Below are 23,091 nucleotides of genomic sequence, written 5' to 3' on the forward strand. Positions count from 1 at the left end.
GCCGATTGCCGTCCGTTAAGACAGAGGCTCTTACTTGACGTATTTAGTTATTACAATATTTCAATATACCCTGCTGTTCCATGTACGCGAATTCGTTGCCCATCTTTTATCAGTTTGATGGCATTTTCCACCCCAACAACTGCTGGTAAGCCATATTCACGCGCAATAACTGCTCCATGAGTCATCAGTCCACCAACTTCGGTGACTAGACCTTTTATGGATACAAACAATGGTGTCCAGCTAGGGTCAGTAAAGGGTGTGACTAATATATCTCCATCTTCTAAATCAGCATCTTCCATGTTTAAGATGACACGAGCCCGTCCCTCTATAACTCCGGAAGAAACAGGTGGCCCTACAATAGCTTTGGCTGGGAGATTTTCTCGTTTGTATTCACCTACAATGATTTCACCATCAGACGTGATAACACGTGGGGGAGTAAGTTTTTTATATAATTTGTACTCGTCTTTTCGTTCGCTGATGATCTGGTAATCTAGTTTATTGGTGTGTACGATTTCGCGAAGTTCTTCAAAAGTGAGATAGTATATATCTTCTTTTTCATGAATAACGTTGGCTTGTACGAGTTGTTCGGCTTCTTTCAGTAAAGCCTGCTTATAAACGAAGTAGCGATTAATCATGCCGTATTTTGGATATTCACGATAGCCGATGAAATTCCGAATTAGGTCGATCATTCGTTTTGTTTCTTTGGCTTTTTGTTCACCATCTGGTAATTGCTTCAATTGCTCTAATAACTCTTGTTCTTTTTTCAAAGCTTCCTGTCGCCCTTGCTCAAATTTTCGAGTGCTGGCATTAGGCTGTAAGTTTTTGATATTGTTAAGAATCATGGGGACAAGTGTAATTGGTTTTTCACTCCAACGAGTTTTCGTAATATCGATTTCTCCAGCACATCGCATTCCGTATTTGTTGAGAAAAACATAGAAAGCGTCTCTAACTTCCTGTCCACCATCAAACTTAACTAGTTCATCCAAAAAGTTATCATCTTTTGTGTGTTGTAAATATGCAATTACTTCTGGATAAGGACGGATTGCATCTGCGACATCCAATAGTGCTAGACCCATTTCTGAAGTAATATTGTTTGGTACAGATTGAGAAAGCGTGTCCGCTACGTTTTTTTCACCTAACCACTCGTTCATTTTTTCATTGATCCATATTGAAGCATTTATAGCAGCCATAAATACAGCTGAACTTTGTGGGTCAGATAAAAACTTCTTTAATTCCTGAATATCTTCTAGAATAAAATCAAATAAATCTATTCCTGATTTCGTTTGGATGTTTTGTTTTAACTCTTCTATGGATGTTTGATTACGCTTAATCAATTCAGAAACGATTGATGGATTGTTTTCGATTTGTGCTAGCGTATCTGAATTGCCTCTGTTGGGACTCGGTGCTTTAATATCATTAGGTAACGATTTTATAAAATCTCCACGCTCAATGATGTTCTTGAGTGCGTCTTTCATGAGCGGATCGTGTTGTCCCATAGCATTTAATAAATTGTTTCTACTGACCGGTGAAGCCAGTTGATGCGTGACATCAACAAACAACCTTCCGCCTGCTTTACGCATGGGCGCAGAAGTCGTTAACAGGAAAAAAGACAGTCCTAATGGTTTCATGGGATCGGTCATCATTTGTTGATGACCGACAGATATATAGACGTGGTTTTCTTGATCATTCGCTTTAGGGATGGGGAAAAGAGTCGTGATTGGGCGACTCTGGACAATATAAAATGTATCATCAACCAAACACCATTCGATATCTTGTGGGCAACCAAAATAAGCTTCGACCTGTCTTCCGATGCGTGCTAGTTGTAAAATCTGTTGATCGGTAAGTGTTTGTGTCTTTTGCTGATTCGAATCGATCTGTTGTGTCTCTGTTCCTCCTCCTTTTTGGCCATAGATAGCTAATTTCTTGGTCGCTATCATTTTATCGACGATTTTATCTTCCTGTACTTTATAACAATCGGCAGAGACCAAGCCGGAGACCAGTGCTTCTCCGAGTCCAAAACTGGCATTGATTGATAGCAGCTTTCGGTTAGAAGTAATCGGATCAGCGGTAAATAAAATCCCTGATGCCTGTGAGAAAACCATCCGTTGTATGATAACGGATAAATACACTTGACTGTGGTCAAATCCATTTTGCATACGGTAGATTACCGCGCGATCCGTAAATAGGGAAGCCCAACATTTGCGAATATGCTGCAAGATGGATTCTTTGCCGATGATATTTAAATAGGTGTCTTGTTGACCAGCGAAAGAGGCATGTGGTAAATCTTCAGCTGTCGCACTAGAACGCACTGCATAAGCATGGTCATCACCTAGCTGAGAGAGTGTGTGAGCAACTGCATTTACAACATCGGAAGGAATTGCTACTTCCATAATGATTTGTCGAATCTTCCTGCTGATTTCACCAATTTGATCTCGATCATTTACTTTTAGCGTTGATAGTTGATCCAACAATACTTGAAACGTTTCGTTTTGTTCGATGGCTTTTTGATAACCCACTGTTGTAACACAAAACCCTTCTGGTACTTGTATTCCTTCAATTTTTGATAATTCCCCTAAATTTGACCCTTTTCCACCAACGAGCAAAAGCTGTGTTTTATCCATTTCCTGAAAACCAAGAACTAAAGAATTCATTCTGCATCTCTCCTAACCATTTTATTGAGAAAAAATATTTGACAAGAGCTTACCAGTGCGATATAATTAAATTATAAAATAGGATTATTATGCGCTTTTGATAGATGGAAAATGTAATATAATTATATCTTCGTGTCTGTTTTTGTGCAATATTAAAGAACTTGGTGAAAATATCCAAGTCTCTTCTTGATTTCCCTCTTCCGCTAATCACATCAAAAACCTGATTTAATCCGGCTCAATACATAGTTAATCCCGGCATGCTTAAGATACTTTTTAACTCTTCTGCGGTATTTTCTTTCCTATTTCGCTAAATTAATTCCTTCACGTTGACGTATTCGAATTAGATCACGTCTAACGGATTTACTCTACCCATAACCGTCATTAAAAATTGCCTATACAGATTATCTTGCCACCAACGGGTGCTTATGTTGAATTACGCTTAAGCAATGTTCTTCAACAAAACCACATAATAAAAATAATATGATATCCATTAAAGGGCGCGATTGTGAAGGACGCAGGTAGAAAATGATCAAACTTTTTTATAAAACTGATAATTAATTCTTCTGGATAAGAATCCATTTTGATCTATCTTTGTTCAAAATGGATTCTTTTTATTTATCGTAAAATACTGGTTGTGGGGTATTTTTGATCGAACTTTATTTCAAAGTAACCATCTATCTCGTTAACAAGACGGATAGGCACTTTTTTTATCTTCATTTAGACAAACCCTAGCTACGGAAGTCTCCCACCTTTGAGAGGGGAGATGGGTCCCTGTTATTGCAACGTAAGATGCGGAAACAGAATGAAAATTTAAATTTTTTTAGTAGGATTTTCAGGAAATTTCTCGAAATATTTAAGTATAAAGGGGGAGAGTGTATGTCTAGTTTACCAATTATAGTAGCTCCGATGTTTTTAGTTTCTAACCCTAAGATGGTTATTGAAGCTAGTAGGGCAGGGGCTATCGGTTCATTTCCATTATTAAACGCAAGACCCGCTGCAACATGTGCTGAGTGGCTTGAAGAAATAAAAAAGGCACTACCGACTGAGCAATGGGCAGTCAACTTAATATGTCACCCTGTAGCGAATACACGTTTTGAAGAAGATATACAGTTAATTGAACAATTCCAGCCACCAATTGTCATTACGTCACTCGGTAATCCAAAGAGAGTTATGGACATTGTGCACGGCTATGGAGGGAAGGTCTATGCAGATGTTGCGAACGTCAAGCATGCAGAAAAGTCTGCTGCAACGGGTGTAGACGGACTAATTCTTGTTTGTGCAGGTGCTGGTGGGCATGGTGGGCAACTGAACCCATTTGGCTTTGTATCTGCCGTAAAGAAATTCTTTACGGGGACAATTATTTTATCAGGTTCCATCTCTAGCGGTGCAGACGTATTAGCTGCTCAAATAATGGGGGCAGACTATGCCTATATGGGTACTCGTTTTTTAGCTTGTGATGAAGGAAATGCACCTGAGGAGTACAAAAATATGGTGATTGACAGTGATACCTCTGATATTTTATATACCGATGCCTTTAGCGGTGTCCATGTGAATGTGTTAATTCCATCTTTATTGAAGGAAGGCATTGATCCAGCGACATTGAAGCCAAGAGGGGATGTTGATTTGACACATCTTGTCAATGTAAAAGCATGGCGAGATATTTGGTCGGCAGGTCATGGTATCACAAATGTTATCAAGCGAGAATCGGTTCGTGAAATACTCATAACATTGGAAGCAGAGTACGAGAAAGCAAAGCAACAAATAATTTCTGTACAGTCATTGTAAAAACTATAAAAAAGGGCAAGTCCAACCAAACTCATCAGTTGGACTTGCCCTTAATTTTTAATCATGATTTAAAGTAGCTGCGATTTCTGGTTGTTGTTCCACTTGAAGCAGCATATTGAAGGATGCGATGGCTACTTCTACTTGCTCATCCTTAGGCTCACGTGTTGTCAGTAATTGTAGCCATAAGCCTGGATAGCCAAGGAAGCGTAACACGGGAATATTACGACATGCATTTGTAGCCTGAAGAACCTCAAATGATATACCAAGAACAACTGGAATTAATAGAATACGGTCCAAAATGCGTAACCAAAGTGGATCAGTTGGCACAAAGAAATATAAAAACATGCCTACAAACACGGTGAACAGCATAAAACTACTACCGCAACGATAGTGTAAGCGTGATTGTGCTTGTACATTTTCCACTGTTACGTCCATACCAGCTTCATAGCAATTTATAACCTTATGTTCTGCACCATGATATTGGAATACTCGTTTAATTAGCGGAGTTAAAGATATAAAATATAAATAGGTAAGTAGTAAAAATAGCTTAATGCCGCTTTCCAGTAAAATTTGACCGGTTTTGCCCTCTATCCATTTAGAGAAAAAATCTGCAATAAATACAGGAATTAATGTAAAGGCAAATTTACCAAATAAAAAGGAAAGAATACCTACGACTGCAACTCCTAAAATCATTTGAAGTCTCGAGCCTTCCTCTTTATGATCTTCTTCTTCGCCAGGTGTAACGTCGTAACGGTCCCCTGAAAATTGCATATGGCGAGAGCCTAAACCAGCTGATTCAATCAGTGCTATAACGCCCCGTACCAATGGAATTTTTTTAAGTTTTTGTAAAACAGGGTTTTGAACTTTTTTAAAATGATAATAATCAATGGAATCATCGTTACGGCGAATAGCGGTAATCGTATGTTCCTTTCCTCCGAACATTACACCCTCTAATTGTGCTTGTCCCCCGTATACAGGTGAATTGCTCAAGGCTAACACCACTCTCTTTATATATTTCAACTGTACCATTGTACTAAATTTAGTGAAAAACCTCTAGAGTTACGCATAGTAAAATTTCTATATGGTTACACTAATTGTACAGTTTAGGAAATGATTAACGTTTGAAAATAAACTCGTGGTACAAGTTAGGAGGATTTTGCTTGAAAGTAGCTAGTATTACATCGCTCGTCAGTGCACTTGTTTTAGCATTGTGTTTAAAGGGACTTCAATACTTTCAACTCATTAAATGGAATCCAATAGGTTTTTATAAGAAGTGGGATATATTTGAAGGTAGTTCAAAACTATTTCAATGGAGCTTTCTCATCCTAGTCTTATTTTTTATTGGATTTTTATTATTTATTACATTGAGATATGTCTATATTATCCCAGCTGTGCTATCTTCTTTTTTGCTCGGCCTTTTTTTGTCCATCACATTAGAATGGATTGTTCTTGATTTGCCTTTACAATCTTCTTCCTTTAAAAAACTATCGATCCCTTTCATAGTCATCATTATTTGTCTATTACGTTTCTTGCTTGAAACTGCGAATTTTCATCAGAAAGAGCACACAGCACAAAAAGGAAATTAGTTGCTGTATGTGTCTTGTATGATAAAATAATGGCAAGTACATAGAAAGAGGCGAATATGCGTGAAGTTATTATGTTTGAATGGACCTAACTTAAATCGGCTAGGTAAACGAGAGCCACATATTTATGGTTATGAGACATTAGAAGATGTGAAAAATAATGTTCAGAATCTTGCGGCGTCTTTAGGTTCCACTGTCGAGTTTCGTCAATCTAATCATGAAGGGGTACTAGTTGATTGGGTGCATGAAGCAGAGGACGAAAAATATGATGGTATTATCTTTAATCCCGGTGCATATACCCATACAAGCATCGCGTTACATGATGCAATTGCAGGAATTTCTGTGCCGGTTATAGAAGTACATATTTCAAATATCCATAAACGTGAGGCTTTCCGTCATCATTCTTATCTCGCTCCGGCATGCCTTGGTCAAATCAGTGGACTAGGTACGAAAGGCTATGAACTGGCACTACGCACATTTATCGAGAGGGAGAATTGATTATGTTGAAATTACAAAAGCTACGTAAGGCACTTCAGGAGCAAAGTATCGATGGCATTTTAATTACGAATGAGTTTAACCGACGTTATATGACTGGTTTTACAGGGACAGCGGGTGTAGCGATTGTGTCTCAAAATGATGCTGTGTTTATCACGGATTTTCGTTATACAGAGCAAGCAGCTGCGCAAGTACAGGGCTTCCGAATTGTAAAGCATGAGGCGACGATCATTGAAGAAATTGCAACGCAAGTAAACAACATGGGTATCAAATTATTGGGCTTTGAGAAAGATACTGTTAGCTATGGCACATATGAGCTGTATAAAAATAAAATTCAAGCAGATTTAGTACCGATTTCTGGGCTAATTGAAAAAATTCGCTTGATTAAGACGCAACAAGAGATTAATATTATTAAGGTTGCGTGTGAAATTGCTGATCACGCATATACACATATCTTAAACTTCATCAAGCCAGGTAAAACAGAGCTTGAGGTTTCGAATGAATTAGAATTTTTCATGCGTAAACAAGGAGCAACTCAGTCCTCGTTTGATATAATTGTTGCGTCGGGTCTTCGCTCAGCTTTACCACATGGCGTTGCAACGAATAAAGTGATTGAAAAAGGCGACTTTGTTACATTAGATTATGGAGCGCTGTACAATGGCTATATCTCGGATATTACACGTACTGTTGCAGTTGGCGAGCCGTCTGAAAAATTAGTGGATATGTACAACGCAGTACTTGCTTCCCAGCTTTTAGCACTTGAAAAGGTAGGCCCTGGCTTAACAGGGATTCAAGCAGATGCGATTGCACGTAACTACTTAACAGAAAAAGGCTATGGCGCGGCATTTGGTCATTCTTTAGGACACGGGATTGGTCTTGAAGTACATGAAGGTCCTGGCTTATCGATGCGTTCTGAAGCGGTGCTAGAGCCAGGTATGGCCGTAACGATTGAACCAGGAGTGTATTTACCAGGAATCGGTGGTTTACGTATCGAGGACGATATTTTAATCACAGAGACAGGTAATGAACTACTAACTCATTCGTCAAAAGAACTTATTATTTTGTAAACTATGGAGGAACACAAATGATTTCAGTAAACGATTTCCGTACAGGTCTAACTATTATTGTAGATGGCCAATTATATCGCGTGTTAGATTTCCAACACGTTAAACCAGGTAAAGGTGCTGCGTTCGTACGCTCTAAATTACGTAACCTACGTAATGGTTCAGTAAACGAAAAAACTTTCCGTGCTGGTGAGAAAGTTGAAAAAGCACAAATTGATAACCGTAAAATGCAATACCTTTATGCACAAGGTGACGAGCATGTTTTCATGGACTTAGAATCATATGAGCAAACTGAGCTTGCTTCAGATGCAATTGAATATGAATTAAAATTCCTAAAAGAAAACATGGAAGTTCATATCCAATCATACCAAAGTGAAATGCTAGGTGTTGAATTACCAAACACTGTTGAGCTAGAAGTAGCAGAAACAGAGCCTGGTATTAAAGGTGATACAGCTTCTGGTGGTACGAAACCAGCAACTCTTGAAACAGGTCTTATTGTACAAGTGCCATTCTTCGTAAACCAAGGTGACAAGTTAATCATCAATACAGAAGAAGCTTCTTACGTTTCTCGTGCGTAATGAATAAAAATATACAGCCTACTCTTTTCTAACAAAAGGGTAGGTTTTTATTTATACATATGAAATTAAAGCAATCTAACTTTGTGACAATAGATAGAGAAATAGCAGTCCTTTTTACTAGTATAAAAATTGTTTCTATCATTTGGTATATGGTCATATTTGGAAGAGTTGTTTACAATAATAATAAGGAGTGAATGCTATGTTACAAACAACTTTTGAGACAACATATCCAATAATACAGGCACCAATGGCTGGTGTAACTACGCCAAAATTTGTTGCTGCCTGTACAGAGGAAGGTATTTTAGGCTCGATTGGTGCGGGCTATTTAGATGGGGAGCAAACGAAAAGCTTTATTCAGGACGTTAAAAAGCTAACGAAAAAGCCGTTTGCAGTTAATTTATTTGTACAGGAAGAGCCACGTATTGATATCGATGTACTTCAAAAAGCTCGAATGGCTTTACAACCGTTTTATGATGAGCTTGGACTTTCACCTGTACAAAGTGTCACGTCCAAGGAAGTATTTGAAGAACAAGTACAAGCTGTTCTTGATGAAGATGTAGCCATTTGTTCCTTTACGTTTGGCATTCCTTCAGCAGATGTCATTCATCGTTTAAAGGACAACAATGTTTATGTTATTGGTACAGCTACTACATTAGAGGAAGCAAAGCGTGTAGAACAAGCAGGAATGCAAGCTGTTGTCCTTCAGGGTGGTGAAGCTGGTGGTCATCGTGGTTCTTTCACTGAACCTATGCAATTAATTGATTTGCATGATTTACTGCAGCAAGTTGTAGGACAAATTTCCATACCGATTATTGCTGCTGGAGGTATTGTGACGAAGGAAGATGTAAACAAAGCACTAGCAATAGGTGCACAAGCAGTTCAAATTGGTACAGCCTTATTAGTAGCAGATGAGTGTGAAATTTCATCTCTCTATAAAAATGCCGTGCTTCAATCAAAAGAACAGCAGACGACAATTACTCGTGCTTTTTCTGGTAAACCAGCAAGAGGTTTAGTGAATGGTTTTACGGAACGTATGAAGGATGCTATTGTAGCACCTTATCCATTGCAAAATGATCTAACTACAACTATTCGTAAAGAAAGTGCAAAACAGGGCAAAGCCGAATATTTATCGATGTGGATGGGCGAAAATAGCTATTTAGTGAAACAACCAGGTACTGTCAAAAACATCGTTGAAAAGTTACTTTAACTTCTTTCAGCTAGTTTCCCACCTCTATAGGTGGTGAGCTTAAGTTACTTTTCAGCGGCTTCCAAACATCCGTTGAAAGAAGTTAAAGATTCATAAAAATACTAAGATCTCTATACGTATGTATAGAGGTCTTTTTTTTAGTGTAGCAACATATATTGCTGTACACGAGGGGGCGTATGAAATGGAATTACAAGACGTATTAAGAGTCGCTGGAGTGGGACTAGTAGTTGCGCTTCTTCATGTCTTCTTTGATCAAACAGGAAAAAAAGAATTTTCATTTTTCCTATTTTTCATTGCCTACTTATATATGACAGCGGAATTACTGCGATTTTTACGTCTATTTTTCAATGAAATCCTTACATTCTTTCAATGGCTGACCTCTTCTGGGTAATGTAAATGGAAATTGTCATCATAGCTGTTGTCATGTTGCTTTTATTAATGCTTATAAAAGAAGTCATAAAGCCACTCCATGCGCTAATTAGTGTAATGTTTTCGTTTTTGTTGTTCAGTATGTTGTTTTCGACACTCCTATTGCCATTCATCAAGCAATTGCTTGAGACATTAGCTTTTTTGCCTTATGCGAAAGCAATTGTAGTAAGTGCGAGCCTTTTTTATATAGGGCAATGGGTGTCTTTTTTACTTGTAGAACAAAGCTATAAAGTACTCGGTCATATTGTCTATGATGGGGTCAAGATTGTTATTTTGTTGTACTGGTTTAAGGAATTTTTGGCTGTTTTACAGGAGGTGTCGGCCATTTTACAACGGCTAAACTAAGGGGCGAAGACATTGCTGGAGCAAATATTTTCGTTTTTAACTGATCCATTCTTTCTATTGCTGAAGATGACGCTTATTTTGTGTAGCTACGTCATTATTATTTTGATTGTCAATATGATTTTACCAGAATTTGAAAAAGGGACAAGGATACTTTTTTTTCTTATTGTACTTGCAACAATAGGACCTGTCGTTGTGAATTCCTTTAAATTAATAGACGAAATAGCACAGGGACTTGCTCATATATTTACTGCATTTTATCCCATTCTTACTTCAAGCTTTCTTTTATCAAGCAGTATTACAGCGATTGCTTCTTGGCAGCCTTTTTTACTTTTTTTTGTACAAGTCTTAACGATTATTAGTAGTAAATGGCTTATTCCGGGAGTGCTTTTTGCCATAGTATTTGATGTCTGCAGTGTCATTGTTAAAGAAATTTCGTTTACGAGAATTGCTGAATTGATTCGTTTTACCATTATGAGCATCGTCTCAGCATCTGTTATTTGTTACATTATTTTAATGTCGGCGAGTGGTGTTGCCGCATTTAGTGTCAACGCAGCTGTTGCAGAGCCTGTGAAGAAATTAATAGAGGAAAATATTCCGGTTGTTGGTTCCTTTATAGTAGATAGTTTTTCGATGTTCCAACATATGACACAATTTTCCTCTTCTATTACTAGTATTTCTGCATTTATAGCAGTTATTACCGTGTCGTTCATTCCAACAGTTCAGCTTGTTGTCAGTGCCTATTCATTGAAAATGTTAGCTGCTATTTTAGAACCAATTGCTTTTGATGATATTTGTAAACTACTTGATCATGTTAGTAAATCTCTATTTACATTGTGTGCTGTATCATTTCTAATTGCTTTTTCATTTATGTTTTCTTGTTTATTCCTCATCGTTTTTGTGCAAGTTATGGCTGGGGGGAGATAGATTGATTCTTTTATTGGCAATGCTCTTTATCTGTCAGATATTTGTGTTTCTAACAGAAGATAAAGAAATAATTTCACTTACAAAGCTTGTTATTACGTTAGTATTTTTGCAATTGCTATTAAAGATTCCATTTATCAATTCATAGGAGGAAACAAGCGTACATACACTTGAAAAAGAGAAGATGAAAGGAGGCAATGTACAAGTGATGTGGAAAAGAAACGAAAAAAAACAACGTCATTTATAGTCTTAATGCTTATCGCTGCCTCCGTGGGGATTTTCATCATTTTACCAATGTATCAAACGAATACAACGAATGGGCAAGTAACATCGATGACCAATGAAGAAAAACTTGAGCAGACACTGAAGGCTATGAAAGGTGTTGGGGAGGTTAAAGTCTATTTTTATTATGGAGATATGACAGATGCGAAGGATGACAATAAACTATTCAGTCAATATTTTCGAGGAACTGAACAAGGCACGAAAGAAGTAACAGGGATGCTAATTGTTTCAGAAGGAGCATCAGATATCTTTGTGAAAAATGAAATTCGTGCTGTTGTTAGTCAAGTAATGCAATTGCCGATTCATCGAATTATTATCGTTCCAATGGAGAATAAGGAGGAAAAGTAAATGCGCGTACGTAGAAGAACAGTTTGGTTTATGACATTATTAAGTCTAGTAGCGGTTATCTCAGTGTATTATTTGGTTGATCCAGCAAAACAATTTAATGGACTAACTATTTTCACAGATGACTCATTACAGCAAACTGCAGTAACAGGTGTGACTGATCAAGAAGCAGCGAAAGAGGGAGAGACGAAGGAAGTATCTTCTCCAAGTCATTTATTTGAAGAAATGCGCATGCAAGTTAGTGATGAAAGAAGCCAGCTTCGTTTGCAATTAGAGCAGAAGATCGGTTCAAAAGATTACACAGCAGAAGAAAAAAGTAAGGCTTATAATGATATGGATAACCTTATAAAACAAGAATCCTCTGAAGCGATGTTAGAAATGCTTATTAAATCTTCAGGTTACTCCGATGCGTTTGTAAAAGCAGATGGTGATAAAGTATCGGTAACTGTTATGGCGGAGGAGCTATCAAAAGCTCAAGCAAATGAAATTATTTATTTGGTAAAAACAGAGATGGAAGGCGCAAATGACGTCCAAGTAAAATTCAGCGCAAATAACTATTAAAAATAGAAAGAAAAAGATGAATTTTCTGTTTATTAAATAACTATTGTTATATATCAGTATAATGAAAAGGCTTTCGTTTAGTAAAGGAAAGCCTTTTATTTTGTTCATATTTACTTAATTTGCATTAAAGTATTTCAAATTGTTCGAAAAAAATATAAAATAGTGTTTGTAGTAGATTTTATTTCATAAGGAGAGTTAGAAATGTTCAAAATTCAAGAAATTCGCGAAATTATCAAATTAGTAGATTCTTCTTCAATTGACGAGTTCGTTTACGAAGTAGATGGCGCAAAAGTTAAATTAAAAAAGAATGGTGTAGTTGTTACTGAAACTGTAGCACCTAAAAAAGAAGTAGCTGCACCTGTTGTACAACAGTCTGCGCCTGTAGCACCAGCTACTCCAGCACCAGCAAAAGCTGAAGAAGCACCAGCTGCATCAGCAACAAATAACGACCCATCGTTACATAAAATTGTATCGCCGATGGTTGGGACTTTTTATCAATCTTCAAACCCAGATTCACCAGCTTACGTTAAAGTGGGGGACAAAGTTGGTAATGAAACAATTGTATGTATCGTAGAAGCTATGAAACTATTCAACGAAATTGAAGCAGAAGTTCAAGGGGAAATCGTTGAAGTACTTGTTAAAGACGGTGAATTAGTAGAATACGGTCAACCATTATTCCTTGTAAAAGCTGAGTAAGGAGTGCACAACTATGAAAAAAGTTTTAATTGCAAACCGCGGCGAAATCGCTGTGCGCATCATTCGTGCTTGTAAAGAGTTAGGCATTCAATCTGTTGCCGTGTACTCAGAAGCAGACGCAGACGCATTACATGTGAAATTAGCAGACGAAGCATATTGTATCGGGCCAAAGCTATCAAAAGATTCATATCTTAGCTTCCCGGCTTTACTTAGCGTAGCAGAAAAAACTGGTGCAGACGGTATCCACCCAGGTTACGGTTTTGTATCTGAAAACGCTGACTTCGCTGAGGCTTGTGAAAACGCAGGCATTAAGTTCATTGGCCCTTCATCAGATTCTATTAAAATTATGGGTATTAAAGACGTTGCACGTACAACAATGGAAGCAGCAGGTGTTCCACTTGTTCCGGGTACTGGTATCGTTCCAGATATCGAAACAGGTAAAGAATGGGCTGCTAAAATTGGTTACCCAGTTATCATCAAAGCAACTGCTGGTGGTGGCGGTAAAGGTATCCGTGTAGCTCGTACAGAAGAAGACCTTGTAAAAGGCATTGAAATTACGCAAAAAGAGGCTGCTGCAGCATTTGGTAACCCTGGCGTATATTTAGAAAAATTCATCGAGTACTTCCGTCACTGTGAAATCCAAGTATTAGCGGATGGCTATGGTAATGTTGTACATTTAGGTGAACGTGACTGTACCGTTCAACGCCGTATGCAGAAATTAGTAGAGGAAGCTCCATCTCCAGCTCTATCTTCTGAGCGTCGTGCTGAAATGGGTGCAGCTGCAGTAAAAGCTGCAGAAGCTTGTAACTATGAAGGTGCTGGAACAATCGAGTTTATTTATGACTATCAAGAAGATAAATTCTACTTCATGGAAATGAATACTCGTATCCAAGTAGAACACCCAGTAACTGAAATGATTTCTGGTGTAGATCTTGTACAACAACAATTAAAAATTGCATCTGGTGAAAAACTTCCTTTCACTCAAGATGATATTAAAATAAATGGTTGGGCAATCGAATGCCGTATTAATGCAGAAAATGCTTATAAAAACTTCATGCCATCAGCTGGTACTGTAGATACTTATGTAACTCCAGGTGGCTATGGTATACGTATTGACTCTGCTGTATATGCTGGCTATACAATCCCGCCATACTATGATTCAATGGTTGCAAAACTAATTGTTCATGCCAATACACGTGAAGAAGCGATTGCGAAAATGAATCGTGCGCTTAGCGAATTTGAAGTATCTGGTCCTGGGATCAATACAACAATTCCATTCCACCAAGCATTAATGAACAATGACGTTTTCAAATCAGCGCAATTCAATACGAAGTTCCTTGAAGAGAATGATGTTTTGGGGACAAGCAAGTAATTGAAATTCTTTAACAACGGAATAGAACGCTAACGTTTATTTCTTATACCTTCTGACTTTACTAGTCAGGAGGTTTTTTATTTGTATAAAATTAATCAGCGTTCAGGCTTATTTGATTTTACAGTATTGGCGCCTTTTATGAAGCATGTTATTTGGATGTGTTATAATCAAATTTGAGAAGAAATGTACACTAACGGTGCAGTACGGTTAAATGAGATGGGGGGCAGATGATGGATAACCAATATGTCGTAGGCATTGGCGTTGATCAATGCTGCACTTGCACAAGGGAAGAATAGAACGGGGTTAAACTGGTTTTTACTTTCTCTTGTGTTAGGTCCATTTGCAACACTAATTTTGCTATTCGTTGAAAAGAGACAGTAACACTATATATTCACAATTATTGATATAAGTTAATAAAGTGAGAAGCGTGGTAATGTAGACGCTCGCTTATTCAACAATTGGGGTGTTTAATAAACGAAAGTCGATTATAGGTCGGCTTATTTTTTTACTTCAATAATGTCACAACTTACTAGTATTGGAACGTTTTACTGATGCGATAGTATAGCCTTATAAATGTTATCAAAACTTAGGAGCGATATAATGGCTAAATACGGATATGCACAAGTGTCAACGGTAGCATAAGGTTTAGAGTCGTAAATTTAGTTGTTAGAGTCAGAAGCATATAAAGATGGGGATTCCGAGGAATTGGACTTGTGTGCATCGGGTGTTACGCTAACACAAGCCCTTAGATTTATGTATGATGGCTATTGTTTGGTTTGTTAAAAAGGTGATAATAGTCCTTGTTAACGTTTTAGTTTTTCATTGATTTCTTCCAGTAGTATTGATTGCCTTTTTAATTGCTTAGTTGTACTGATAGTAAACCAAACGAAAAAAATAAATGGGACAAGAGAAAGTAATAACCCGAAAATCGAGAAAGCACTAAATAAAATATCTCCTGAATTAAAATGATTCATATCTTCTGTATATAAACTATTCACAACTCAAATTCTCCTGCTTTTTTTACTAAATGGAAATTTTCTCTATATCGAGATTGTAACATAGCAAAGTTTGAGTTGGTAGAGGAATGGTAAAAGTGTAACAAATGAGATTGACTGTTATAATCTACCGAGTCGATAAGGGCTTAGTAGCTTAGAAATCTATTCAGTAATAAAGCGCAACTCAATGCAGAAAAATTCCTATACAATACCCGAATTTGAAAGAAGTCAGACGCAACGCTAGTTGTGCGAAATTTGTCAGCGGAATAGTTGGCGGAATAGAATTAGGAATATAACAAAATGGAATATCCGATTTTTAGACCCTTTAACGAAACTGATTCGTTAGGGGTCTTTTTTATGCATAAAAATGATCAGCGTACCGGCATTTTCGATTTAGAAAATATGAATTCGATCGAACTAAAAACGATTAATCCTAAAAACGAAAAAAAGCGCTAATAACAGCGCCAACAATTATGATTGACGTTAATTCAGTTCGTTTAAAAGGTAATCGTATTAGTGCATATTCTGCGCTAATCATCGTTAAAGAACAAATGCGCTTATCGGGCATACGCAAACAAACCATTAAAGAATACGACTAATCGTTGCGCTAACAATGGCCGTTGAAAGTTAGTTGCGCCAACACCTAGCTTTTATTAGTTTTAACTAATATCCCCCGTTTGAATGAAATTTTGAAACAGTCTTACAGTATTCTTCTAACTCACTCAATGTAAATAGTAGTGTAATAGGGAAATCACTTGAAGTTTCTTTTGAATATGTTAAATGAACTACAGCATATTTATTTAGCTTTTTAATCCAAAAAATAATATCATCATTATCTTCTCTTCTAGCCACTGCTACAGCTTCTTTTCCGTAGAGAATGTGTTTTATTGAAAGTTCTTTCTCTAACTCTTTAGTTAAGGATTCTGACATACTTGTTGAAATCAGCCACCAGGGATCGTTCATAAAACTTTTTAATATTTCTTGCATTTCAGATGAACACTTCCAATTATTTGATTTTATAAGCTTAATTCAACGTTATATTCTAATATTCCTTCTTGCACTAACCTGGCTAAATAGTTGAATGAGGAAGATTTTTCAGAAGTGAGCCTTGACGAACAAACTAACAACACATCGATTTGCCTTTAAATGACTGCCTAATTTGCGCCAAAGTACGCAAGTAATAGTATTTATCCTAAACGGCTTAAAACGGTTAAATCAATGGTAAGACAGCGTGGATCCATCGAGGAAAATATTTATATGTTTTTGCGGATATCTTGTCCGAAAACGGGATTATGCTCGGGTATTAGTAATGAGGAAGCATAGCGCCTTTATTTCGCCTTTATAAACGTGGTTAAAACCGGTTTTAAATCGCCAGTCGACGTATTTATCATCTTAAGCGTTTCGAAGCTAAATCAAACGGAATTATAAGGGGGATTGAACGGAATGAATATTACAGTAAGTATTATTAATATCCAACGCAAACTACTCGAACGGACTGGGCGTAAAACAGACGTATATTACAGCGAAGGTCAAGGCGCCTTATATGTATACATGGGCGAACCTTTAACGGTCAGCAACGTAATTTACGCAGCGTCCGAAATGGAACTAATGATGAACGTTATTTAACGAAGGGGGAATCGGAATGCCACTAAACATCGAAATATCTGATGAATACCGAATCACATCCGATAGCATACAAACATCGTATAACGAAGGCACCTCGTTGATCCAACGCTTTCGCCAGCATATGATAAACGCTCGTCAGAAACACGCGAAGAATGGCGCACTGGAAGTATTGCGGAAGGTAACGCAAGCTAATGAATTAATCGCAAGGCAGAACGTGTTTGAATCTGAACGCAACTAGTTATAAAAGTGCTTAACTCCAATTCATGTATTTCATATACTTGTAAATTACGTATTATTAAACGATAGTAATAAAGGAGAAGGGAAAGTTCAAGTGTCAAACTATATAAAAATAGGCTCTTCAAATATAAACTGTTTTGTAACGTTGTATAAACGAGTGCGCAAATATAAAGGGGAGATATGTATGAAGAAGAAGTATTTTTTATATTTAGTAGCTCTTTTTGTACTTATCATAATGGGGTGTTCAAATACTAATGGATTGTCGGGAGGAAAGCCTCCTAAAGCCTACATAGAGATTGATAATAAAAAATTTGAAACTACACTTGGAACTTATTGTTGGCCAAGTAAATGCGTTGATACTGCTGGACCAGTTGAACTTTTAGAAGGTAAAAAGCCTTTAAAAGTTAAATCTGGTGAAAATATAACTCTTGTGATGGATTACGAACCAAAACCAAATGAATTTCATGTTGTACAAATGAGTGATAACAAAGAAATTGAAGTCATGGTCAAAGACAATCATTTTACCGCACCTACACAGCGTGGAGTTTATTATTATTCTTATGACGTATGGTGGAAGGATGAAAAGGAAGCGAATTTATCTCGTGGCGACGCTTTCTATGCATTCATTTTAGAAGTAGATTAGTTAGTCCATTAAAGGGAGCTGTTATTGCATAACATAAGGAAAAAATGGCTCCCTTTAGAGTAATTCGAAAACATTATGTTTTTTATAATCATTAATTATTACTTCAGGTAATAATTCCATCAAATCATCTTTAGTAGCCCATATAAATTGATTATGTTCATCCGAAAGAAATACTTCATCATTCTGACATTCACAAAGAAATGTAAGAAGTACAATTTGTCGTAAGTTATGAGTTAAAAAGGTCGTTGAAAAAAAGATGTGTACTTACGTTAATATTTAGACCAACCTCTTCAAGGAATTCTCGTTTCAAAGCAACCTCAAATGATTCACCAAATTCTAAAACACCACCAACGCTTTCCCATGTGCCTGCTCCTGTTTCATCAAAAGCAGAGCGCTTCACAATTAACATTTTATTATTTTTTATCAAAACACCTTTGACTGCTACTTTTATTTCTCCCATTAGTTCACCTACTTTAGAACAGTGCTATTTCCGCCCATTTTATAGATTCTTTTAAAAATAACGATGCTTGAGGTTGTTAAGTATTTCTTTCGTTGCTAATAAAAATACGTTTTCTACTTCTTCAGGTTGTTTTACAAAAAAATCACCTGATTCATATTCACAGAGGAAAATAATATCAACAACGTTTTCACCTTTATCTGTTACAAACGAAGTGCTATGTATATATTTCAAATTCTCTTTTCAAAGTTTTTTCTAATATATTTGGTGAATTTCCTCCAATATCTACTTTTCCTCCAATAAGTGAAAGTAATCCACCTGCATGTTCTTCTTTTTTACTTCTTTCAACAATTATCCACTTGTCATCTTTTCTTATTGCTCCTTCAGCATTGACAATAAACAAATTTATTTCCCCCATATAATCTGTCTTTTTCTTACATAAACGAAGAAAACTATGAAGACTTCTTCGCTTTTCATTTTTTATCGAGAGATTATTTGAATTTATCGATAAACTTGTTAATTTATCGCCTAACTTTTTATATTTATTACCCAATTTTTTAAATTTATCGACATCACGCCTTTAAGAGCGGTTTCGTTTGCGAAAATGTATTAAATCTGCTATTTATTTAAATTTGATAGCGTTAAGATCATACGCATAAACCTAGAATAAATGTTCAACTTAATAGTTTGTATTTTCTTCTTTATCTCTGTTGTTCTTCTTCAATATTTCAATAATTTCTTTATTTTGTTCACGTATATCTTTCAAAATTCTTTCTATTGCTAAACCTGTAAAAACTAAAAGTAACACTAATATAAACGTAAAAATGCCCATCTTATTCAATTCCTTCTCTTACATATTCTTAATTATTCAGAAATTCCATATATAAGGGAATTATAGCGTATTATGATTGTTTGTTGAAACTTAAATGGAAAAAATGAAATATTTTGGTGCGTTATCGAAAGTCATAGGTGATAGAAGCAACGTCTGGTTTCGATGTGAAAAATTCATTTGTGAGGTAGCGGCTGTTTTTGCTTTTTATTTTTATCGTCTATCTTTTTGAATTTATCGACCTAAACCTGTCCCAAATAAATTAAAGCGGCTTTACGAAGCCAAACCTTCCTTTTTATAGTATAATAAGCGTAAGTACAGCATTTGTTTGTGATGTGTAAGGGAAAGGATGATATTTGTATGGCAGAGAAAGTAGGACAATCTTTCGTACAACCAACACCTTCTGGAAAAGAAGAACTTGGGAAAATTGAAGTAGCAGCGGAAGTAATCGAGGTTGTTGCTGGAATCGCAGTGAACGAGGTAGAAGGGGTCGCTGCAACTCGTGGTAATATTGCTACAGGTGTAGTAGAACGCTTCGGTAAAAAAGTTCACAATAAGGGCATTAAATCGGGTGTTACTGAAACTGGTGAGATTGCCATTGATGTATTTTGCTCTGTAAAATACGGCTATACAATCCCAAAAGTGGCGAAGGAAGTACAAACTCAAATTCGCCAAGCGATTTATAATATGACAGCACTTGAAACAGCTGAAGTGAATGTTCACATTACAAGTATTCACTTTGAAAAAGAAGAAGTAGCTGTACAAGACTAAAAAAGAAGGGTTGCCTATAGGGCAATCCTTCTTTTTAACATTGTTAACGGAAATTGATCAGCAATGATTAATATCGCTACTTTATTATATTTCAATATGCTTTGGCTTTCTCCAGAAAAAAGCAAGTATAACGCCGATTGTTAAAACAATTGTCGCAAAGTAATATGGATAGTTTAAATTAATATCGAATAATACCCCGCCTAAAATAGGACCAAAGATATTACCGAGACTTGTAAACATGGAGTTCATGCCACCGACGAACCCTTGTTCATTACCAGCAATTTTCGATAAATAAGAGGTAACGGCAGGACGTATTAAATCGAAGCCGACGAAAATAAAGAATGTGACAAATAATATTGCGAAATAGTGGCTAACAATGGTCATAGCAAAGGTTAAAACAGCAGATAGGACGAGCGAATAACGAATAAGATTGATTTCGCCCATTTTCTTTGTCAGCCCATCGAATAGCACTAACTGAGCAAGTGCCCCGACTACCCCACTTCCTGTAATAATAATCGCTATATCCGAAGGTGTAAATGCGAATTTATGATCCACAAATAGGCTAAATAACGATTCAAATGCAGCTAAACCAAATGATAGTACGAAAATAAGTACGAATGGAATAAGGTATAGCGGGCTAAAAATACGCTTCACACTGCCTAAAATTGATGGTGCAGATTCTGCATCATCTGAAGCACGTGTCGGTTCTTTTAACAAAATAAATGACAAGATACCTGCTAAAATTCCAAGTATGCCAGCAGCGAAAAATGGTATGCGTGTTCCGAATTCTGCCAAAAATCCACCGATACCAGGTCCGATAATAAAGCCAGTACTAATCGCTGCACTCATATAACCCAGTGCCTTTGGACGTTGTGACAATGTTGTAATATCAGCGATATAAGCAGTCACTGCCGGCATAATGAAGGCAGCACTTACACCACCAAGCATACGTGAGATAAAGAGTATTTCAACTGTGCGTCCGAGCCCGAATAATAGCTCTGAAAAACCGAATATAAAAAGACCCGCAACGATCATAATTTTCCGGCCAACATTATCCACCATTTTACCTGAAATCGGTGACACTATAAGTTGAGTAATAGCAAATGCCGCCACCATATAACCAACGACTGAGCCTGAAATTTTTAGCTCATTCATGATTGTAGGTAGCACGGGTATAACTAAACCAATACCTAAAAAGGCAATGAATAAATTCGATAATAAAATACTTAAGGTTAAAATTTGTTTCTTATTCATATTGTTCTCCTTCAATCTTTCACGATACATGTATCTAAATCTACTAGAATCTTTCCACGTAATACAATAAACCCTATAGTAACTATAGGGTCAAAAGATTTGTTTTGATTTTTTTTAGTTTTTTATCAGTGTGGAAGTATTAGTTCGCAGTTATACAAAGTGGCGCAATAATTTTTGAATCATAAATTTCTTTTCAGGTTTCTTGTTGTTTCTTTACAATCGTGTTCATTCATAAATTGCTTCCACTAGTAATAACTAAAGAAGTTTCTTATCGCGTCAAAACGAATTTTATGTTTACAATCCTCGCAGTAAAATAAACGGGATTTACGTTCTTTGTATTGCTTATATTGTTCCTCGCTTTCATATAACTTGAATGTTCTTTTGCAGCTTGTACATGTAACTTCATAATGCATAATGAACACCTCAAAAAATGAAATTTAATTTCCTTAATTATAACATTCTTGTTATATAAACAATAATGGTGGATTTTTATTACTTAGTGAAGTTAATTGCAGGGTGTTAAAAATAAGCAAAAAGTTGCTTGAAAAAGGTATCAGATTATTGAAAACTTGCTTGAATTCGTGTTTCTCGTACGAATTTATGCTATTATAAAACTTAATGCCACTTAAGAAGGAGAGCTTTACATGAAACGACATGAGGCACGCGAAAAAGCGTTGCAAGTTTTGTTTCAGCTAGACAATACTGATCTAACAGTAGAAGAAGCAATGGGCCATATTAAAGGCCAACCAACAAATGCCTTCTACGAAAAGATTGTTACTGGAACAGTTGAACATTTAGAGGAAATCGATGCTACTTTAGAGCAGCATCTTGAAAAGTGGTCACTTGCCCGTTTACCCAAGATTGAAAGAACGGTTTTACGTCTAGCTTTATACGAGATTTTATACATGCCAGAAACACCAAAAAGAGTAGTACTTAATGAAGCAATCGAGTTATGCAAAACATTTGGCGACGATGGCTCGTCGAAATTTGTTAATGGCGTACTTTCTAAATTTACAGAACAATAAAATGTGTTGAATTGGAAGGAGTAACTAAGGTCTATGTCAAGTGCAATTATTAATGGTAAAGAAATTGGTCAAGAAATTCGTAATTCAGTAGCAGAGCGAGTAACGCGTTTAAAAGAGCAAGGATTAACACCAGGCTTAGCGGTTGTTTTAGTAGGAGACAACCAAGCCTCGGCTACATATGTGAGAAATAAGCAAAAATCTTGTGAAGCCATTGGTATGTTTTCAGAGCTAATTAAACTACCAGAAGAAACTACGCAGGATGCATTATTAGCACAAATTGAATTATTAAATAATCGTGAAGATATTCATGGTATTTTAGTACAATTACCACTCCCAAAACATATTGATGAGGATACTGTTATTGCCACAATTGCTGTTGAAAAAGACGTTGATGGCTTCTCACCAGTAAGTGTTGGGAAAATGATGCTTGGCCAAGAAACATTTTTGCCTTGTACACCGTTTGGCGTAATGAAGCTTCTTGAATATTCAGGAATTGAAATAGCAGGAAAGCATGCGGTCATTGTGGGTCGTAGTCATATCGTTGGGAAACCAATGGGACAACTTCTTCTACAAAAAGATGCAACCGTTACATACACGCATTCCAAAACACCAAATTTACCTTCATTCACTAAACAAGCAGATATATTAATTGCGGCAGTTGGACGTGCAAACTTTATTACGAAGGAACATGTTAAAGAAGGCGCAGTTGTTATAGATGTTGGAATTAATCGTAATGAAAACAACAAGCTTTGCGGTGATGTTAACTTCAGTGAAGTCGATGGTATTGCTTCTCACATTACACCTGTACCAGGCGGTGTAGGACCAATGACAATTACTATGCTACTATTCAACACAGTTCAAGCAGCAGAAAATAAGCTTGCACATATAGTTAAGTTATAATTTTGAATTACTCTTTATAAAAAGCTATCTCAATTTTTAT

The 23,091-nt window shown here is 36.5% G+C and carries 27 protein-coding genes and 1 pseudogene; 20 read left to right on the top strand and 8 right to left on the bottom strand.

Annotated features, from left to right (window positions below; all coding sequences use genetic code 11):
• Positions 1–50 precede the first annotated feature (50 nt).
• Positions 51–2,651: a phosphoenolpyruvate synthase gene (gene ppsA, locus ABH968_RS05475; RefSeq protein ID WP_370043016.1), complete on the bottom strand. Its 2,601-nt coding sequence runs from the start codon at positions 2,649–2,651 to the stop codon at positions 51–53.
• Positions 2,652–3,527: 876 nt separating this feature from the next.
• Here ppsA and ABH968_RS05480 point away from each other — a divergent pair.
• Positions 3,528–4,436 carry an NAD(P)H-dependent flavin oxidoreductase gene (locus ABH968_RS05480; protein ID WP_370043017.1) on the top strand — a complete coding sequence of 303 codons (909 nt, stop codon included), beginning with the start codon at positions 3,528–3,530 and terminating at the stop codon, positions 4,434–4,436.
• Positions 4,437–4,493: 57 nt separating this feature from the next.
• On the opposite strand, the gene ABH968_RS05485 is transcribed toward ABH968_RS05480, so the two are convergent.
• Positions 4,494–5,426, bottom strand: a complete 933-nt coding sequence (locus tag ABH968_RS05485; RefSeq protein WP_370043018.1) for a DUF1385 domain-containing protein — start codon at positions 5,424–5,426, stop codon at positions 4,494–4,496.
• A gap of 170 nt (positions 5,427–5,596) precedes the next feature.
• Between ABH968_RS05485 and ABH968_RS05490 the strand changes: the two genes are divergently transcribed.
• From ABH968_RS05490 to accC, 13 genes are all read left to right on the top strand, one after another.
• Complete coding sequence (locus ABH968_RS05490) at positions 5,597–6,022, top strand: hypothetical protein (RefSeq protein ID WP_370043019.1); 426 nt, start codon at positions 5,597–5,599, stop codon at positions 6,020–6,022.
• A 60-nt stretch (positions 6,023–6,082) separates the two neighbouring features.
• On the top strand, positions 6,083–6,517 hold the full coding sequence (aroQ, locus tag ABH968_RS05495) for a type II 3-dehydroquinate dehydratase (RefSeq protein WP_370043020.1): 435 nt from the start codon (positions 6,083–6,085) through the stop codon (positions 6,515–6,517).
• 2 nt (positions 6,518–6,519) lie between these two features.
• Positions 6,520–7,581: a M24 family metallopeptidase gene (locus ABH968_RS05500; RefSeq protein WP_370043021.1), complete on the top strand. Its 1,062-nt coding sequence runs from the start codon at positions 6,520–6,522 to the stop codon at positions 7,579–7,581.
• 17 nt (positions 7,582–7,598) lie between these two features.
• Positions 7,599–8,156 (top strand): elongation factor P, encoded by a 558-nt coding sequence (gene efp, locus ABH968_RS05505; RefSeq protein ID WP_370043022.1) that lies wholly within the window; start codon positions 7,599–7,601, stop codon positions 8,154–8,156.
• A 199-nt stretch (positions 8,157–8,355) separates the two neighbouring features.
• Positions 8,356–9,363 (top strand): NAD(P)H-dependent flavin oxidoreductase, encoded by a 1,008-nt coding sequence (locus tag ABH968_RS05510; RefSeq protein WP_370043023.1) that lies wholly within the window; start codon positions 8,356–8,358, stop codon positions 9,361–9,363.
• A 181-nt stretch (positions 9,364–9,544) separates the two neighbouring features.
• Positions 9,545–9,754 carry a hypothetical protein gene (locus ABH968_RS05515; RefSeq protein WP_012295089.1) on the top strand — a complete coding sequence of 70 codons (210 nt, stop codon included), beginning with the start codon at positions 9,545–9,547 and terminating at the stop codon, positions 9,752–9,754.
• A 5-nt stretch (positions 9,755–9,759) separates the two neighbouring features.
• On the top strand, positions 9,760–10,137 hold the full coding sequence (locus tag ABH968_RS05520; protein WP_370043024.1) for a hypothetical protein: 378 nt from the start codon (positions 9,760–9,762) through the stop codon (positions 10,135–10,137).
• A 12-nt stretch (positions 10,138–10,149) separates the two neighbouring features.
• Positions 10,150–11,061 carry a stage III sporulation protein AE gene (locus tag ABH968_RS05525; protein ID WP_370043025.1) on the top strand — a complete coding sequence of 304 codons (912 nt, stop codon included), beginning with the start codon at positions 10,150–10,152 and terminating at the stop codon, positions 11,059–11,061.
• Between the two features lies 1 nt (position 11,062).
• The gene (locus ABH968_RS05530) at positions 11,063–11,206 is read left to right on the top strand and encodes a hypothetical protein (RefSeq protein WP_199777723.1); all 144 of its coding nucleotides are present in this window, start codon (positions 11,063–11,065) and stop codon (positions 11,204–11,206) included.
• 62 nt (positions 11,207–11,268) lie between these two features.
• Positions 11,269–11,688 (top strand): hypothetical protein, encoded by a 420-nt coding sequence (locus ABH968_RS05535; RefSeq protein ID WP_370043026.1) that lies wholly within the window; start codon positions 11,269–11,271, stop codon positions 11,686–11,688.
• Positions 11,689–12,246, top strand: coding sequence for a SpoIIIAH-like family protein (locus ABH968_RS05540; RefSeq protein ID WP_370043027.1), 558 nt, complete (start codon positions 11,689–11,691; stop codon positions 12,244–12,246).
• Positions 12,247–12,447: 201 nt separating this feature from the next.
• Positions 12,448–12,942, top strand: a complete 495-nt coding sequence (gene accB / locus ABH968_RS05545; protein ID WP_370043028.1) for an acetyl-CoA carboxylase biotin carboxyl carrier protein — start codon at positions 12,448–12,450, stop codon at positions 12,940–12,942.
• A gap of 13 nt (positions 12,943–12,955) precedes the next feature.
• Positions 12,956–14,314 (top strand): acetyl-CoA carboxylase biotin carboxylase subunit, encoded by a 1,359-nt coding sequence (gene accC, locus ABH968_RS05550; protein WP_370043029.1) that lies wholly within the window; start codon positions 12,956–12,958, stop codon positions 14,312–14,314.
• Between the two features lie 803 nt (positions 14,315–15,117).
• On the opposite strand, the gene ABH968_RS05555 is transcribed toward accC, so the two are convergent.
• Positions 15,118–15,312, bottom strand: coding sequence for a hypothetical protein (locus ABH968_RS05555; RefSeq protein ID WP_370043030.1), 195 nt, complete (start codon positions 15,310–15,312; stop codon positions 15,118–15,120).
• A gap of 660 nt (positions 15,313–15,972) precedes the next feature.
• Positions 15,973–16,296, bottom strand: a complete 324-nt coding sequence (locus ABH968_RS05560) for a hypothetical protein (protein WP_370043031.1) — start codon at positions 16,294–16,296, stop codon at positions 15,973–15,975.
• A gap of 447 nt (positions 16,297–16,743) precedes the next feature.
• Here ABH968_RS05560 and ABH968_RS05565 point away from each other — a divergent pair, with 447 nt between their 5' ends.
• The 3 genes from ABH968_RS05565 to ABH968_RS05575 all read left to right on the top strand — a co-directional run bounded on the left by ABH968_RS05565 (position 16,744) and on the right by ABH968_RS05575 (position 17,815).
• Positions 16,744–16,935, top strand: a complete 192-nt coding sequence (locus ABH968_RS05565) for a hypothetical protein (protein ID WP_370043032.1) — start codon at positions 16,744–16,746, stop codon at positions 16,933–16,935.
• Between the two features lie 16 nt (positions 16,936–16,951).
• Positions 16,952–17,173 (top strand): hypothetical protein, encoded by a 222-nt coding sequence (locus tag ABH968_RS05570; RefSeq protein WP_370043033.1) that lies wholly within the window; start codon positions 16,952–16,954, stop codon positions 17,171–17,173.
• Positions 17,174–17,356: 183 nt separating this feature from the next.
• Complete coding sequence (locus tag ABH968_RS05575) at positions 17,357–17,815, top strand: hypothetical protein (protein ID WP_370043034.1); 459 nt, start codon at positions 17,357–17,359, stop codon at positions 17,813–17,815.
• Positions 17,816–18,041: 226 nt separating this feature from the next.
• Here ABH968_RS05575 and ABH968_RS05580 read toward each other — a convergent pair whose 3' ends face one another.
• From ABH968_RS05580 to ABH968_RS05590, 3 genes and pseudogenes are all read right to left on the bottom strand, one after another.
• The gene (locus ABH968_RS05580) at positions 18,042–18,275 is read right to left on the bottom strand and encodes an NUDIX domain-containing protein (RefSeq protein ID WP_370043035.1); all 234 of its coding nucleotides are present in this window, start codon (positions 18,273–18,275) and stop codon (positions 18,042–18,044) included.
• A gap of 13 nt (positions 18,276–18,288) precedes the next feature.
• Positions 18,289–18,675: pseudogene (locus ABH968_RS05585) on the bottom strand (NUDIX hydrolase).
• Positions 18,676–18,951: 276 nt separating this feature from the next.
• On the bottom strand, positions 18,952–19,104 hold the full coding sequence (locus ABH968_RS05590; RefSeq protein WP_370043036.1) for a hypothetical protein: 153 nt from the start codon (positions 19,102–19,104) through the stop codon (positions 18,952–18,954).
• A gap of 357 nt (positions 19,105–19,461) precedes the next feature.
• Between ABH968_RS05590 and ABH968_RS05595 the strand changes: the two genes are divergently transcribed.
• Complete coding sequence (locus ABH968_RS05595) at positions 19,462–19,872, top strand: Asp23/Gls24 family envelope stress response protein (RefSeq protein WP_370043037.1); 411 nt, start codon at positions 19,462–19,464, stop codon at positions 19,870–19,872.
• 84 nt (positions 19,873–19,956) lie between these two features.
• Here ABH968_RS05595 and ABH968_RS05600 read toward each other — a convergent pair whose 3' ends face one another.
• Positions 19,957–21,126, bottom strand: coding sequence for an MFS transporter (locus tag ABH968_RS05600; protein ID WP_370043038.1), 1,170 nt, complete (start codon positions 21,124–21,126; stop codon positions 19,957–19,959).
• 644 nt (positions 21,127–21,770) lie between these two features.
• Between ABH968_RS05600 and nusB the strand changes: the two genes are divergently transcribed.
• Positions 21,771–22,151 (top strand): transcription antitermination factor NusB, encoded by a 381-nt coding sequence (gene nusB, locus ABH968_RS05605; RefSeq protein WP_370043039.1) that lies wholly within the window; start codon positions 21,771–21,773, stop codon positions 22,149–22,151.
• A gap of 33 nt (positions 22,152–22,184) precedes the next feature.
• Entirely contained in the window at positions 22,185–23,051 is an 867-nt protein-coding gene (folD, locus tag ABH968_RS05610; RefSeq protein WP_370043040.1) for a bifunctional methylenetetrahydrofolate dehydrogenase/methenyltetrahydrofolate cyclohydrolase FolD, read from the top strand.
• Positions 23,052–23,091: the final 40 nt, after the last annotated feature.

Source organism: Lysinibacillus sp. RC79 (assembly GCF_041262405.1).
Lineage (GTDB): Bacteria > Bacillota > Bacilli > Bacillales_A > Planococcaceae > Lysinibacillus.